This is a genomic window from Streptococcus cuniculi, from assembly GCF_004570575.1.
Taxonomy (GTDB): domain Bacteria; phylum Bacillota; class Bacilli; order Lactobacillales; family Streptococcaceae; genus Streptococcus; species Streptococcus cuniculi_A.
In genome coordinates, this window is sequence record NZ_SPPD01000001.1 from 318228 (window position 1) to 331137 (window position 12910).

The 12910-nt window shown below is 45.3% G+C and carries 15 protein-coding genes and 1 tRNA gene; 14 read left to right on the forward strand and 2 right to left on the reverse strand.

The features are described 5' to 3' along the window. Positions 1-62: 62 nt before the first annotated feature. Positions 63-470 (reverse strand): OsmC family protein, encoded by a 408-nt coding sequence (locus tag E4T82_RS01520; RefSeq protein WP_135181137.1) that lies wholly within the window; start codon positions 468-470, stop codon positions 63-65. Positions 471-596: 126 nt separating this feature from the next. Between E4T82_RS01520 and E4T82_RS01525 the strand changes: the two genes are divergently transcribed. From E4T82_RS01525 to E4T82_RS01560, 8 genes are all read left to right on the forward strand, one after another. Next, on the forward strand, positions 597-977 hold the full coding sequence (locus tag E4T82_RS01525) for a RidA family protein (protein ID WP_135181138.1): 381 nt from the start codon (positions 597-599) through the stop codon (positions 975-977). Between the two features lie 11 nt (positions 978-988). Next, on the forward strand, positions 989-1876 hold the full coding sequence (rapZ, locus tag E4T82_RS01530) for an RNase adapter RapZ (RefSeq protein ID WP_135181139.1): 888 nt from the start codon (positions 989-991) through the stop codon (positions 1874-1876). Next, positions 1873-2847: a YvcK family protein gene (locus E4T82_RS01535; protein WP_135181140.1), complete on the forward strand. Its 975-nt coding sequence runs from the start codon at positions 1873-1875 to the stop codon at positions 2845-2847. Before rapZ ends, E4T82_RS01535 begins: the two co-directional genes overlap by 4 nt. Then, on the forward strand, positions 2844-3755 hold the full coding sequence (whiA, locus tag E4T82_RS01540; protein ID WP_135181141.1) for a DNA-binding protein WhiA: 912 nt from the start codon (positions 2844-2846) through the stop codon (positions 3753-3755). Before E4T82_RS01535 ends, whiA begins: the two co-directional genes overlap by 4 nt. 136 nt (positions 3756-3891) lie before the next feature. Beyond that, the gene (gene rplS / locus E4T82_RS01545) at positions 3892-4239 is read left to right on the forward strand and encodes a 50S ribosomal protein L19 (protein ID WP_075104832.1); all 348 of its coding nucleotides are present in this window, start codon (positions 3892-3894) and stop codon (positions 4237-4239) included. Positions 4240-4328: 89 nt separating this feature from the next. Beyond that, a tRNA-Arg gene (locus E4T82_RS01550) sits at positions 4329-4400 on the forward strand. Between the two features lie 525 nt (positions 4401-4925). Beyond that, entirely contained in the window at positions 4926-6458 is a 1533-nt protein-coding gene (locus tag E4T82_RS01555; RefSeq protein ID WP_135181142.1) for a ClC family H(+)/Cl(-) exchange transporter, read from the forward strand. A 28-nt stretch (positions 6459-6486) separates the two neighbouring features. Further along, positions 6487-7713 carry a chloride channel protein gene (locus E4T82_RS01560; protein WP_194185857.1) on the forward strand — a complete coding sequence of 409 codons (1227 nt, stop codon included), beginning with the start codon at positions 6487-6489 and terminating at the stop codon, positions 7711-7713. Positions 7714-7759: 46 nt separating this feature from the next. Here E4T82_RS01560 and E4T82_RS01565 read toward each other — a convergent pair whose 3' ends face one another. Continuing rightward, a complete protein-coding gene (locus E4T82_RS01565; RefSeq protein WP_135181144.1) occupies positions 7760-8215 on the reverse strand; it encodes a flavodoxin in 456 nt (151 codons plus the stop codon). 99 nt (positions 8216-8314) lie between these two features. Here E4T82_RS01565 and E4T82_RS01570 point away from each other — a divergent pair, with 99 nt between their 5' ends. The 6 genes from E4T82_RS01570 (at position 8315) to E4T82_RS01590 (ending at position 12684) form a co-directional block, all read left to right on the forward strand. Continuing rightward, positions 8315-9253: a DHH family phosphoesterase gene (locus E4T82_RS01570; protein WP_135181145.1), complete on the forward strand. Its 939-nt coding sequence runs from the start codon at positions 8315-8317 to the stop codon at positions 9251-9253. Next, complete coding sequence (locus E4T82_RS01575) at positions 9240-10190, forward strand: FAD:protein FMN transferase (protein WP_135181146.1); 951 nt, start codon at positions 9240-9242, stop codon at positions 10188-10190. The genes E4T82_RS01570 and E4T82_RS01575 overlap by 14 nt, the downstream gene beginning before the upstream one ends. Continuing rightward, positions 10187-10336 (forward strand): hypothetical protein, encoded by a 150-nt coding sequence (locus tag E4T82_RS12410; RefSeq protein ID WP_167753533.1) that lies wholly within the window; start codon positions 10187-10189, stop codon positions 10334-10336. The genes E4T82_RS01575 and E4T82_RS12410 overlap by 4 nt, the downstream gene beginning before the upstream one ends. A 102-nt stretch (positions 10337-10438) precedes the next feature. Beyond that, entirely contained in the window at positions 10439-10681 is a 243-nt protein-coding gene (locus E4T82_RS01580) for a type B 50S ribosomal protein L31 (RefSeq protein ID WP_067091298.1), read from the forward strand. A 232-nt stretch (positions 10682-10913) separates the two neighbouring features. Further along, positions 10914-12140 (forward strand): FtsW/RodA/SpoVE family cell cycle protein, encoded by a 1227-nt coding sequence (locus tag E4T82_RS01585; RefSeq protein ID WP_135181147.1) that lies wholly within the window; start codon positions 10914-10916, stop codon positions 12138-12140. 7 nt (positions 12141-12147) lie between these two features. Then, positions 12148-12684 carry a DJ-1 family glyoxalase III gene (locus tag E4T82_RS01590; protein WP_135181148.1) on the forward strand — a complete coding sequence of 179 codons (537 nt, stop codon included), beginning with the start codon at positions 12148-12150 and terminating at the stop codon, positions 12682-12684. The last annotated feature ends 226 nt before the right edge of the window (positions 12685-12910 follow it).

Here is a 12910-nt window from a genome sequence, read left to right on the forward strand (position 1 = left end):
CCACTGGATTATCCTCGCTCTTTAGTTTCTGGGCTCGGGCTAAAATAATCCACTGGATTATTTTACTCCCACTCAACCGTGGTTAGAGAAATGGTCTGACTTTGGGCGATGAGCTTGGAAATAGGACAGCGACTGTGGGCGAGTTGCACCAGTTTTTCAGCTTCTTCGAGTACCAGTCCCTCTATACTGGTTTTCGCATGGACTTGAAAGAAGTAGCCAGTGCCCATAGTCGCCTCTCGGTGAAGTTCGCAAGTAACCTCAACACGTGATTGGCGCGTGTTTTTCTGCCCTTCTAGGAGGGATTGAATGGTGGCATTTAAGCAGGTAGCCCAAGCTGTTGCCATAAGTTCTTCTGGGTTGAAGCCCTCATCTCTTGTCAGGGGATGAGCGGTAGAAAGTGATTTTTGACTGGATAAGGCGACAGTGCTATGAATCCCTTCTTGGTTTGTCGCGGTGACAGAATAAAGCATAAAAACCTCCTATTGAATGAATCACCTACATTATACACCGAAAGGGGTGTTGATGTCGGAAACAACGATTTACCTCGTATTTGCTAAAAATGTGCTATAATAAAGAAAAACGAAAGAGGTATGAAAATGAGAACGATTCACACAGATAAAGCACCCGCAGCGATTGGTCCTTATGTGCAAGGAAAAATTGTTGGAAATTTGTTATTTGCCTCGGGGCAAGTGCCTCTATCTCCAGAAACGGGTGAGGTTGTCGGTACAACGATTGAAGAACAAACCGTGCAGGTGTTGAACAATATTCGCGCAATCTTAACAGAGGCAGGAACTGATTTTGACCATGTGGTGAAAACGACATGTTTCTTGAGCGATATGAATGATTTTGTAGCCTTTAATGAGGTCTATAAAACAGCATTTACAGCTGAATTTCCAGCTCGCTCAGCGGTCGAAGTGGCTCGTCTGCCACGCGATGTCAAAGTGGAAATTGAAGTCATTGCAGTTGTAGAAGATTAGAGAGGGAGACGATGTCTGAAAAACTTCACCTTGTGATTGTGACAGGAATGTCAGGTGCTGGAAAGACCGTGGCAATCCAGTCCTTTGAAGATCTGGGCTATTTTACCGTTGACAATATGCCACCCGCCCTACTACCAAAATTTTTAGAACTGATGGGCCACAGTCAGGATAATGATAAGGTGGCGCTCGTCGTGGATATGCGCAGTCGTTCCTTTTTTGCTGAAATTCGTCAGGTGTTAGATGAGATTGAATCAGCTGATGATGTGGACTTTAAGATTCTCTTTCTAGATGCAACTGATAGTGAATTGGTGGCTCGTTATAAGGAGACTCGTCGTTCGCATCCGTTGGCTGCAGACGGCCGAGTTCTTGACGGGATCCAATTGGAGCGTGAATTGCTCGCACCACTCAAAAACATGAGTCAAAATGTAATCGATACCACAGAATTGACACCACGTAATCTCCGTAAGGAAATTTCAGATCAGTTTGCGCGTCTGAATAGTCAGCCTTCTTTCCGTGTGGAAGTCATCTCTTTTGGATTCAAATACGGTCTGCCACTCGATGCGGATTTGGTCTTTGATGTGCGTTTCTTGCCCAATCCCTACTATCAGGTCGAATTGCGAAATCTGACAGGCTTAGATGCTCCCGTCTTTCACTACGTAATGGAGCATGAAGAATCTGAAGCCTTTTACGGGCATTTGCTGGGGTTGATTGAGCCGATTTTGCCGGGCTACCAAAAGGAAGGGAAATCTGTTTTGACCATTGCAGTGGGCTGTACGGGCGGTCAGCACCGTAGTGTTGCCTTTGCCAAGCGCTTAGCGGACGATTTAGGAAAGGGCTGGACGGTCAACTTCAGTCACCGTGACAAAGATAGACGAAAGGAAACGGTCAATCGTTCATGAGAAAACCTAAAATAACCGTCATTGGAGGTGGTACAGGCATTCCCGTCATTCTCAAAAGTCTGCGTGACAAGGATGTGGACATTACCGCCATTGTGACGGTAGCAGATGATGGTGGCTCTTCGGGCGAAATTCGTCAGGCCTTACAGATGACTCCGCCCGGTGATTTGCGCAATGTCCTGCTTGCCATGTCTGATATGCCAAAACTCTACGAGCGCATCTTTCAGTACCGCTTTGCAGAAACAGATGGAGCGCTAGCGGGTCATCCTTTGGGAAATCTGATTATCGCAGGTATCTCTGAAATGCAGGGATCCACCTACCATGCCATGCAACTCTTGTCTAAATTCTTCCACACAACAGGGAAAATCTATCCCTCTAGTGAAAATGCCTTGACCCTTCATGCTGTGTTTACAGACGGCCATGAGGTAGTTGGAGAAAGTAAGATCGCAGGCTACAAGGGCATGATTGACCATGTCTATGTGACCAATTCTTACAATCAAGATGAGCCAACAGCCAGTCGGAAGGTGGTAGAGAGCATCTTGGAAAGCGACATGATTGTTCTTGGACCTGGCTCCCTATTTACTTCCATCTTACCCAATCTCATGATTTCAGAAATCGGTCAAGCCTTAAAAGAAACCAAGGCGGATGTGACCTATGTCTGCAATATCATGACCCAGCGGGGCGAAACGGAATTTTTCAGTGATGCCGACCATGTGCGGGTCTTGAACAAGCATCTAGGGGCAAACTGTATCGATACCGTGCTGGTCAATATTGAGTCTGTCCCGCAAGACTATATGAATACCCACCAGTTTGATGAATACCTTGTGCAGGTCAAGCACGATTTTACAGGCTTACAATCACAAGCTCAGCGGGTTATCTCGTCTAATTTCTTGCGGCTTGAAAATGGGGGAGCCTTTCACGATGGGGACTTGGTTGTCGAAGAACTCTTGAAAATCTTGCAGGTGAAATCATGAGCTTCAGTGTGCAAGTAAAAGAAGAAATTATCAGTCAAGGTCAAGCGACAAAGAGCGAGTTAGCAGCCATGATTAAGCTATCGGGCAGTCTCGGTTTGGCCTCGTCTGGTCTCACCCTGTCCATCAGCAGTGAGCATGCAAAAATTGCCCGTCATCTCTATGAGATGCTCTATCAGTTTTACCAAGTCAAGGCTGAGATTCGCCACCATCAAAAAACCAATCTGCGGAAGAATCGTGTTTATACTGTATTTTTGGAGAGTGGGGTCAATGAAATTTTAGATGACCTCTATCTGGCGGATAGCTTTTTTGGCTTAGAGACAGGCATTGCACCTGCGATTTTGGAAAAGGATAGTTGGAGCCAGTCCTATCTACGTGGCGCATTTCTAGCCAGTGGCTCTGTTAAGGACCCAGAAACGGGGAAATACCAACTAGAAATCGCCTCCATCTACGAGGATCATGCCCATGATTTGGCTCGTCTCCTGCAAAAATTTCTCTTGGACGGCAAGGTCATCGAGCGTTCCAAGGGCAGTATTACTTACTTGCAGCGGGCAGAAGACATCATGGACTTTCTCTTGATTATCGGAGCGGAAGAAGCCAAGACAGAGTTTGAAAATGTCAAGTTGCTACGAGAGACGCGCAATGACCTCAACCGAGCCATCAACGCAGAAGCAGCGAATATTGCCCGTACGGTAACAGCCAGCATGAAGACGATTAACAACATTTCTAAAATCATGGAAACGATTGGGCTGGACCAATTGCCATCTGACTTGCAGGAAGTTGCCCAGCTACGGATTCAGCATCCTGATTACTCGATTCAGCAACTGGCAGACAGCCTCTCAAAACCGATTACCAAAAGTGGCATCAACCATCGCCTTCGTAAAATCAATAAACTAGCAGACGAATTATAAAATAATCAGCGGTATTTACTTTACAATCATCGCATCTTTGTATATAATAGATAAAGTGTGTAATGGACACACCAAAAACGGTTAATCCGCTGGGACGTGAGCTCCCATGATTGGCAAGATAGGAGAAGAAAGAAACATGAATCCATTAATTCAAAGTTTGACAGAAGGTCAACTTCGTACTGATATCCCTGCATTCCGTCCTGGTGACACTGTGCGTGTTCACGCCAAGGTTGTTGAGGGAACTCGTGAGCGTATCCAGATTTTTGAGGGTGTTGTCATCTCTCGTAAAGGTCAAGGTATCTCAGAAATGTATACTGTCCGCAAAATTTCTAGCGGTATCGGTGTAGAACGTACCTTCCCAATCCACACCCCACGTGTTGATAAAATCGAAGTAGTACGTTACGGTAAAGTACGTCGTGCGAAATTGTACTACCTACGTGCATTGCAAGGTAAAGCTGCGCGTATCAAAGAAATCCGTCGTTAATCAACGATTGGGATTTCATCAAGCACCCGTCAGGGTGCTTTTTAATTTTTGCTTGCAATCTTTGCCCGTCTACGATACAATAAAAGAACCTTCCCTTAGTTAAATGGATATAACAAATTCCTCCTAAGAATTAGTTGCAGGTTCGATTCCTGCAGGGGAGATAGGATGGCTTTATACTTGACTTTTCTAGGAAAGTGTTAGATAATAAAGGTGCTTAAAAGGTCGAAGAGTTAAGCGCATTAGAAAAACACCCAAGGCGGCAACCGAGGGTGTTTTTTTGTGCTTGCTCAAGGCACTCAGGCTAGTGTTGTTTGTCGCGTTTGTTTGCTAGCTGACGGATTAGCCATTCCGCAATGAGTTGAGAACCCACACCGATAAACAGTGGTAGCAAAACAAGGTCGAAAAGCATACGCATATAGAATCACCTCCTGCTAGCGCAGTATCGTGAGTGCGACAACAAGATTATATCACAAAAAATCAAGTGAAACCACTAAAAAAATGTAAAAGGAGATGGGCAGGCAATGGATGAAGAGATAAGTCCCCCCCTACCATTTTCTTTGCCCATCCAACAACTTTCCCTCGAAAAATTGGTCTGGATTTGGTAGAATAGGAATAAGAAATGATTGATACTCCTGAAATATCTTGGTGTTGGTAGCCAGTTGGAGTATGAAGATAGGAGAAAGATTATGGAAAATCACCATAGGGAGTTCCGTTTTTCGGCGAGTTCCATTATGAGCTTTGTCTGGCGGGGCATTCTGGTCGGAATCGTGTCGGGTGTAGTGGTCAGCCTGTTTCGTCTGGCAATTGAACTGCTGTTTGAAGAGGTGATAGCTGTTTACCATGCAGCTCAGAGCAATCCGCTATTGTTAGTGCCGATTACCCTAGTCAGCCTCTTTGTCGTCTGGCTTATCAGTCTCTTGGTCAAGTCAGATCCAGACATCAAGGGTTCAGGGATTCCCCATATCGAGGGAGAATTGAAAGGAATGCTTCGGACCGATTGGTGGAGTGTTCTCTGGAAGAAATTTATCGCAGGGGTGTGTGCGATTTCAATGGGCTTTATGCTGGGACGTGAGGGACCAAGTATTCAGCTGGGGGCCATGTCGGCAAAAGGTGTAGCCAAGTTTTTGAAGGCCAGCCGTATGGAAACCAGAGCCTTTATCGCAAGTGGCGCAGCTGCGGGACTTTCAGCAGCCTTTAATGCCCCGATTGCAGGCCTCCTTTTTGTCGTTGAAGAAGTTTACCATCACTTTTCGCGCATGGTTTGGGTGACAGCCTTGGTGGCTAGTCTGGTTGCCAACTTTATTTCCTTAAACATCTTTGGCCTGACACCTGTCTTATCTATGAATCAGGAACTGCCCTTTCTTTCGCTCGAACAGTATTGGATTTTTATCCTAATGGGTATGTTTTTAGGAGTGATGGGCTTTGGCTATGAAAAGGTGATTTTAAACTTCCACCGTTTTTATGACTTCTTAGGGAGAAAATTCCAGATTCCGCCATACGCTTATGGGCTTATCGGCATTCTCTTCGTGATTCCGATTGGCTATTTCTATCCGCAGTTACTGGGTGGCGGGCATCGGCTGATTATTTCTCTTGCCCAGGAAAATCTGCTTTTGACTACAGTTTGTTTCTATTTCCTCATTCGCTTTGTCTGGAGCATGATTTCCTACAGTAGCGGTCTACCGGGCGGTATTTTCTTGCCCATGCTGACCTTGGGGTCTCTTTTAGGAATGGCCTTCGGCTTGGTCTTAGAACAGCTTCATCTGATTTCCGTAGATGCCTTGCCTCTCTTCATTGTATTGGGAATGGCAGGGTATTTCGGTGCGATTTCAAAAGCGCCCTTGACTGCCATGATTTTGGTAACGGAAATGGTGGGTGATTTGAAGCAGTTAATGGCGATTGGCGTTGTGACACTCGTTGCCTATATTGTCATGGATTTGTTAAAAGGTGAGCCAATTTATGAAGCCATGCTAGCCAAGATGACCATTGCGCATACAAGCGATGTTGTTGAACCAACCCTAATTGAGCTGATTGTCTCAGATAAGATTGCAGGGAAAAAAGTGAGAGAATTAACCCTGCCGAAAAATATCCTCATTACAACCCAAATTCATCATAAGAAGTCTGAATTGGTGGACGGAAATACCCGTTTGCATGCAGGAGCAATCATTTTCGTGGTGGTCAATGAAAAAGAATTGGGTATGGTGAAAGAATTATTGATGTAGGAAGTGGAAAGAAAAAGAAGGAGCAGTGATGAAGAATATCAAAGACAGCTATCAACATTCCTACGGCTTATGTTTGCGTTTAGCCCTAGTTGGTGTGCTCATTGGCCTCATCGTAGGAGCGGTGGATACCATCTTTGGTCGCGTCCTGCTTCTGATTGGGGACGTCCGTTCAGCCCATCTGCCGTATCTGCTTCCCTTTTTGGCGCTGGCAGGTCTTGTGATTGTCGCCCTCTACCAGCGTTTTGGCAAGGACACGCAGAAAGGCATGGGCTTGATATTTGAAGTGGCGCACGGGGAGAGCGAAGTAATTCCCTTGCGTTTGATTCCCTTGGTTGTCATTTCGACCTGGTTGACGCATCTCTTTGGCGGGAGTGCTGGCCGTGAGGGTGTGGCAGTTCAGCTAGGTGCCACTATTTCGCATCGCTTTAGGCATTGTCTTAGCTTTCCCAATTCGTCTCAGGTATTGCTGGTAACGGGAATGGCTGCGGGCTTTGCTGGTCTATTTCAAACGCCCCTTGCTGGCCTCTTCTTTGCCTTGGAGATTGTGACTCTCGGTCAGTTGAACTTGTATGCCTTGCTGCCTAGCCTCTTTGCAGTCTATACGGCTAGCAGCTTCTCACATTTCTTGGGATTAGAAAAATTTTCGCATGTTCTTCCTCTTACGCAGACTATTACAGTTGAGGTATTTCTGAAATGCCTGCTACTCGGGCTCTTGTTTGGGTTGACAGGAAATGCCTTTGTCTCCCTGCAAAGTTTCTTCAAAAAACAGGCTATTGATTACTTGAAAAATCCTTATTGGCGGATTGCGCTTATCGGGGGTGTGCTTAGTCTGGCTCTATTCTTTGCTCATTTCGGGCGCTATGCGGGTCTTGGGACGAATTTGATTGAAGCTAGTTTTTCTACCCATCAGGTCTACAGCTATGATTTTCTGATGAAATTGCTTTTTACGACCTTGACCTTAGCGGTTGGTTTTCAGGGTGGAGAAGTGACACCCCTCTTTGCCATTGGTGCATCTCTCGGTGTTATCCTTGCTCCTGTCTTTGGACTGCCCATCGAATTAGTCGCAGCTGCGGGCTATATCAGTGTTTTTGCTAGTGCGACCAATACCTTGCTCGCTCCGATTCTGATTGGCGGAGAAGTCTTTGGATTTCAAAATCTCCCATTTTTTGCTATTACAGTGATAATCAGCTACATGCTCAATCGTAGACAATCCATCTATGGCTTACAAAAGGCTGTGGCCGTCGATGCAGAGTAAACAGAAAAAAGAAGCCTTGCAGGCTTCTTTTTACACAGTCATATCATTACGCTTCCAAAGTTGCAACGAGGTCTGTTGCGAATTTTTCGAGGTTTACGATATCGTCTTCCTCAGCTGCCAAATCGACTTTGACATTTTCTGCTCCTTTGGTTGCTCCGCGTGAGGCCAACATGAGGTCAAAATCGTCTACGGATTTACAGAAATCTTCATAGAAAGTATCACCTGAACCGCAGACACCGTAGATTTTTCCTGTCAAGTCATAGTCCGCCAAGTCCGTATAGAAATCCACGATTTCGTCTGGTAATTCGCCATCTCCACCATAAGAATAGGTATAGGTTGCGACGATGATGATATCGGCATCTAAAATTTCTTCTGTTTCAACAGTCGTACACTCGTCGTTGTGCACTTCAAGGCCGAGTTCTTCCAGTTTACTTGCGACAATATCCGCAATTTCTTCGGTATTGCCTGTCATACTAGCGTAGACAATTTTTGCCAGTGCCATAATTTCCTCCAAAAATAGATGATAGCACTAGTATACCACATTCTCCAAATTTTCAAAAGCGCCACTTTTATGATAGAATGAAAAAAAGGAGTGTGTAGCATGCTAGATATGATTTTAAACAAGATACGAGATTATCAGACCATTATTATTCACCGCCATATGCGCCCAGATCCAGATGCGCTGGGTAGTCAGGTGGGCTTGCAGCGTTTGTTGCAAAAAAACTTCCCTGAAAAGACCATCAAGGTGACGGGCTATACAGAGCCAAATCTTGCTTGGCTGGCTCAAATGGAGACAGTCGCAGATGAGGACTATCAGGGGGCCTTGGTGATTGTGACAGATACAGCCAATCAAGCACGGATTGATGACAAGCGCTATAATCAAGGAGAGGCTCTCATCAAGATTGATCACCACCCCAACGATGAGGTCTATGGAGACCTTTCCTGGGTGGACACTAGTGCTAGTTCTTGTAGCGAGATGATTGCGCATTTTGCCTTGGAAATGGGCTTGGACTTAGATAGCGACATCGCCTATCTGCTCTATGCGGGAATTGTCGGTGATACAGGACGTTTTCTCTATCCTGCGACTACTGCCAAGACCTTTGACATTGTGGCGAAACTCCGCCAACATGACTTTGATTTTGCGGGACTGTCACGGCAGATGGACTCGGTGGACTATACGATTGCTAAGCTCATCGGCTATGTCTACGACCATTTGGAGGTTGATGGAAATGGCGCTGCGCGCGTGATCCTTAGCCAAAGTTTGCTTAAGGAATACGGCATCACCGATGCCGATACAGCCTTTATCGTTGGGGTGCCAGGCCGGGTTAATACGGTCAAAAATTGGGGTGTCTTTGTCGAGCAACCTGATGGTTCGTATCGCGTGCGGTTGCGGAGCAAGTTTTTGCCAATCAATGAAATTGCCAAACGCCACCACGGGGGTGGACATCCATTAGCCAGCGGGGCGAATTCGTATTCCTTAGAAGAAAACGAGCAGATTTACCAAGAATTACAGCAGGTGGCAGCAGATGCAAGCAAGTAGTCGCCACATTCGTCTCATGGGCACGGTGATTGAGGTGAAAATCTGGCACCATGAGCCAGAGCCTATTTTAGATCAAGTAGAAGCGCTTCTTTATCTGTACAAGGATCGCTTTTCAGCTAATGATTTGACCTCGGAGCTCATGGAAGTCAACCTCAATGCAGGTGTGCAGCCTGTCCCCGTTGCAACTGATTTATTCGAGCTGATTTCGCTTGGAAAACAGCACAGCTGTGCACCAAATAGCCATTTGAATATCACGATTGGTCCCTTGGTTCAGGCTTGGCGGATTGGATTTGCGGATGCGCGTGTTCCTAGTCAAGTAGAGATTGAAGAAAAGCTCGCCCTTATCGACCCACGGGATATTGAACTAGATGAGGAAGCTCAGTCGGTCTATCTCAAAAAAGAGGGCATGGCCATTGACCTTGGGGCTCTTGCCAAGGGCTATATTGCAGACCGCATCGTGGAACATCTAGAGCGAGTAGGTGTAGCAAGGGGTCTCATCAATCTTGGCGGCAATGTCCTTACTTTGGGTCACGCAGAGCATAATGAGGACGGCTTGTGGCAAATCGGCATTCAACATCCCAAGCTTCCCCGTGGAAACAATGTTGCGATTTTAAAAATCGGTGCGGAGTCGGTGGTGACATCAGGCATTTATGAGCGGACCTTGACCTATGAGGGCAAGACCTATCATCACATTTTTGATAGCAAAACAGGTTATCCAGTAGCAAGTGATATTGCGAGCTTGACCATTGTCTCTCAAAAATCAGTTGACGGTGAAATTTGGACTACCCGTCTGTTTGGCGGGTCGGTTGCGGACATCTATCAGACTGTTCTAGGAGAAGCAGGGTTAGAAGCCATTATCATTACCAAAGACAACCAGATGATTGTGACACCTGGTTTACGAGACCGCATCCTATTACCAAATGGAGGGCAAGCATGAACGAAGTCAACTATGACGTGATTGACCTGTCTTTATGGCAACATAGTGTGCAAGATGTACCAACCGATACAGACTCAGGCGCATCTGAAGGTTATTTTGGAGCAAAGGTGACCACTGATGCCAATTCTGGTGCATCGATTCAGTAAAAAAGTTGGAGAAAAGTCTTGCCAACAGGGCCAAAGTATGATAGACTATACAAGTATTATCTATGGCTCGGAAAGAGTCCATGGCAGAAAGGAATTTTTAAAATGAAAAAAGATATCCATCCAGAATATCGTACTGTTGTCTTCATGGACACAACTACTGGTTACAAGTTCCTTAGCGGTTCTACAAAGAACTCTAAAGAAACAATCGAATTTGAAGGTGAAACCTACCCATTGATTCGTGTGGAAATTTCATCAGACTCACACCCATTCTACACTGGACGTCAAAAGTTCACCCAAGCAGATGGACGTGTGGATCGTTTCAACAAAAAATACGGTCTCAAATAAAAAAACAGCCCAGTGGGCTGTTTTTTCACGAGCCGGGAAATACGCAAGCGAGTTACAGCCCGGTGGGCTGTTTTTTGATAATCCAAGCAATCAGAGCGTGTAAACAGCCTATAATCTGATTACATTACCCCGTGCTCTCAAAATATTCCATCGCTTCATCTTCCTAGTTCAAAATTTTCTTATTTTCTGCTATACTAGAAAGGTGAATTGATTGAAAGTATGAGGACGAAAAATGAAGAAGACGCCGTCTCTGGAGAGCCGTGTTGACTATGCCTTAATTTTACCCGTGTTGTTTTTGCTTTTAATTGGAATTGCTTCGGTTTATATTGCTGTTAGTCAGGATTATCCAAACAATATTACCTCCATTGTCGGTCAGCAGTTGATTTGGATTCTCTTGGGGATTGGCCTAGCCTTTCTAGTCATGCTCTTTAGTACCAAATTCTTATGGACAGTAACACCGATGTTATACGCTTTAGGCCTCGGCTTAATGGTCCTGCCCTTGTTTTTCTATAGTCCTGCACTGGTAGCATCAACTGGGGCCAAGAACTGGGTGACCATTCGTGGTGTGACCCTCTTTCAGCCCTCGGAGTTTATGAAAATCTCCTACATCGTTATGATGGCCCGCAGTATTGTTAGCTTTCAGAAAAAGTATCCTGTAAAGAGTATTCAAAAAGATTTTCAGCTGATTGGTTATTTGACACTTTGGACAATTCCTGTCTTGTTGCTTCTTTATTTCCAAAAAGACTTAGGGACATCGCTGGTTTTTCTAGCGATTTTTAGCGGCATGGTCCTACTATCAGGTGTGTCGTGGAAGATATTGTTGCCGACCTTTATTGCTGCGGTTGTCTTGGTAGGGGGCTTCTTGCTTCTCTTCATTGCTCCAGGTGGGACAACCTTTTTGCACAATATAGGGATGGATACCTATAAAATCAACCGTATCGCAGCTTGGTTAGATCCTTTTAAAAATGCCAAATCAACGACCTATCAGCAGGCGCAAAGCTTAATAGCTATTGGTAGCGGTGGCTTAACTGGTCTAGGTTTTAACAAAACCAATCTCCTCGTTCCCGTTCGGGAGAGCGATATGATTTTCACGGTCATTGGAGAAGACTTTGGATTTATCGGTGGCGTGACCTTGATTGGACTGTATACCTTGTTGATTTATCGCATGTTGCGGATTACCCTGCAATCGAACAATCGTTTTTATACGTATATCTCGACAGGTTATATCATGATGCTACTCTTTCATGTCTTTGAAAATATCGGAGCAGCCATTGGTGTCCTTCCTCTGACAGGGATTCCTTTGCCGTTTATCTCCCAAGGTGGGTCGTCCATTATTTCCAATCTTATCGGTGTTGGTTTGATGTTATCCATGAGTTATCAATATACCTTGTCTAACGAACAGCGTCACAATAAGTCGCGGGCATATAAAAAAATCACGATTAAACGTGTAGAAAGATAGGTGTCTTATGAAAAAAGTAGCAGTTATACTAGCAAATGGCTTTGAAGAAATTGAGGCATTGACCCCAGTAGATGTTCTGCGTCGGGCTTCGATGGAGTGCGATATGGTAGGACTCACTAGTCTAGAAGTCGAGGGTTCTCACGGCATTAAAGTGCAGGCAGATAAGGTCTTTGATGGGGACTTATCTGCCTATGACATGGTTGTCTTGCCAGGCGGTATGCCAGGCTCTGTCAACTTGCGAGACCATACAAGTTTGATTGCAGCCTTACAAGCAGTTGAGGAGCAGGATAAGTATGTGGCGGCCATTTGTGCGGCGCCGATTGTATTGGAAAAAGCAGGGCTTCTAGCCGAACGTCGGTATACTTGCTATCCTGGACAGGAAGCAGCTATACCTTCTGGTCAGCATACAGTAGAAACAGTTGTTGTTGATGGCAACATTGTGACCAGTCGCGGGGCAGGAACTGCTTTGGACTTTGCCTACCGATTGGTTGACCTCCTTGGTGGAGATGGCGCTAGCCTAGCAAATGCCATGGTGTATCAGTAATAGCTGTTCAAGGGACTTAAAAAACAGGAGTGAAGAAAGTCTATTTCAGACAGTTCTTGCTCCTTTTTTTGTAGGAAATTTGTGAAAAATATGATATAATCCCGAGTTTATCACTTAAAAACAAGCAAAGACCAGCTCCCTCCTTGTGTGCCAAGGGATTTGGCTGGTCTTTAAATTTATTTTAGTGTTGTATATGGATTTTTAGCGTAATGTTTGAGCTCTTCAA

Bases quoted from the DNA above. Each gene is read 5' to 3' on its own strand.
- E4T82_RS01520 (WP_135181137.1), bottom strand. From the start codon at position 470: ATGCTTTATTCTGTCACCGCGACAAACCAAGAAGGGATTCATAGCACT.
- E4T82_RS01525 (WP_135181138.1), top strand. From the start codon at position 597: ATGAGAACGATTCACACAGATAAAGCACCCGCAGCGATTGGTCCTTAT.
- rapZ (WP_135181139.1), top strand. From the start codon at position 989: ATGTCTGAAAAACTTCACCTTGTGATTGTGACAGGAATGTCAGGTGCT.
- E4T82_RS01535 (WP_135181140.1), top strand. From the start codon at position 1,873: ATGAGAAAACCTAAAATAACCGTCATTGGAGGTGGTACAGGCATTCCC.
- whiA (WP_135181141.1), top strand. From the start codon at position 2,844: ATGAGCTTCAGTGTGCAAGTAAAAGAAGAAATTATCAGTCAAGGTCAA.
- rplS (WP_075104832.1), top strand. From the start codon at position 3,892: ATGAATCCATTAATTCAAAGTTTGACAGAAGGTCAACTTCGTACTGAT.
- E4T82_RS01555 (WP_135181142.1), top strand. From the start codon at position 4,926: ATGGAAAATCACCATAGGGAGTTCCGTTTTTCGGCGAGTTCCATTATG.
- E4T82_RS01560 (WP_194185857.1), top strand. From the start codon at position 6,487: ATGAAGAATATCAAAGACAGCTATCAACATTCCTACGGCTTATGTTTG.
- E4T82_RS01565 (WP_135181144.1), bottom strand. From the start codon at position 8,215: ATGGCACTGGCAAAAATTGTCTACGCTAGTATGACAGGCAATACCGAA.
- E4T82_RS01570 (WP_135181145.1), top strand. From the start codon at position 8,315: ATGCTAGATATGATTTTAAACAAGATACGAGATTATCAGACCATTATT.
- E4T82_RS01575 (WP_135181146.1), top strand. From the start codon at position 9,240: ATGCAAGCAAGTAGTCGCCACATTCGTCTCATGGGCACGGTGATTGAG.
- E4T82_RS12410 (WP_167753533.1), top strand. From the start codon at position 10,187: ATGAACGAAGTCAACTATGACGTGATTGACCTGTCTTTATGGCAACAT.
- E4T82_RS01580 (WP_067091298.1), top strand. From the start codon at position 10,439: ATGAAAAAAGATATCCATCCAGAATATCGTACTGTTGTCTTCATGGAC.
- E4T82_RS01585 (WP_135181147.1), top strand. From the start codon at position 10,914: ATGAAGAAGACGCCGTCTCTGGAGAGCCGTGTTGACTATGCCTTAATT.
- E4T82_RS01590 (WP_135181148.1), top strand. From the start codon at position 12,148: ATGAAAAAAGTAGCAGTTATACTAGCAAATGGCTTTGAAGAAATTGAG.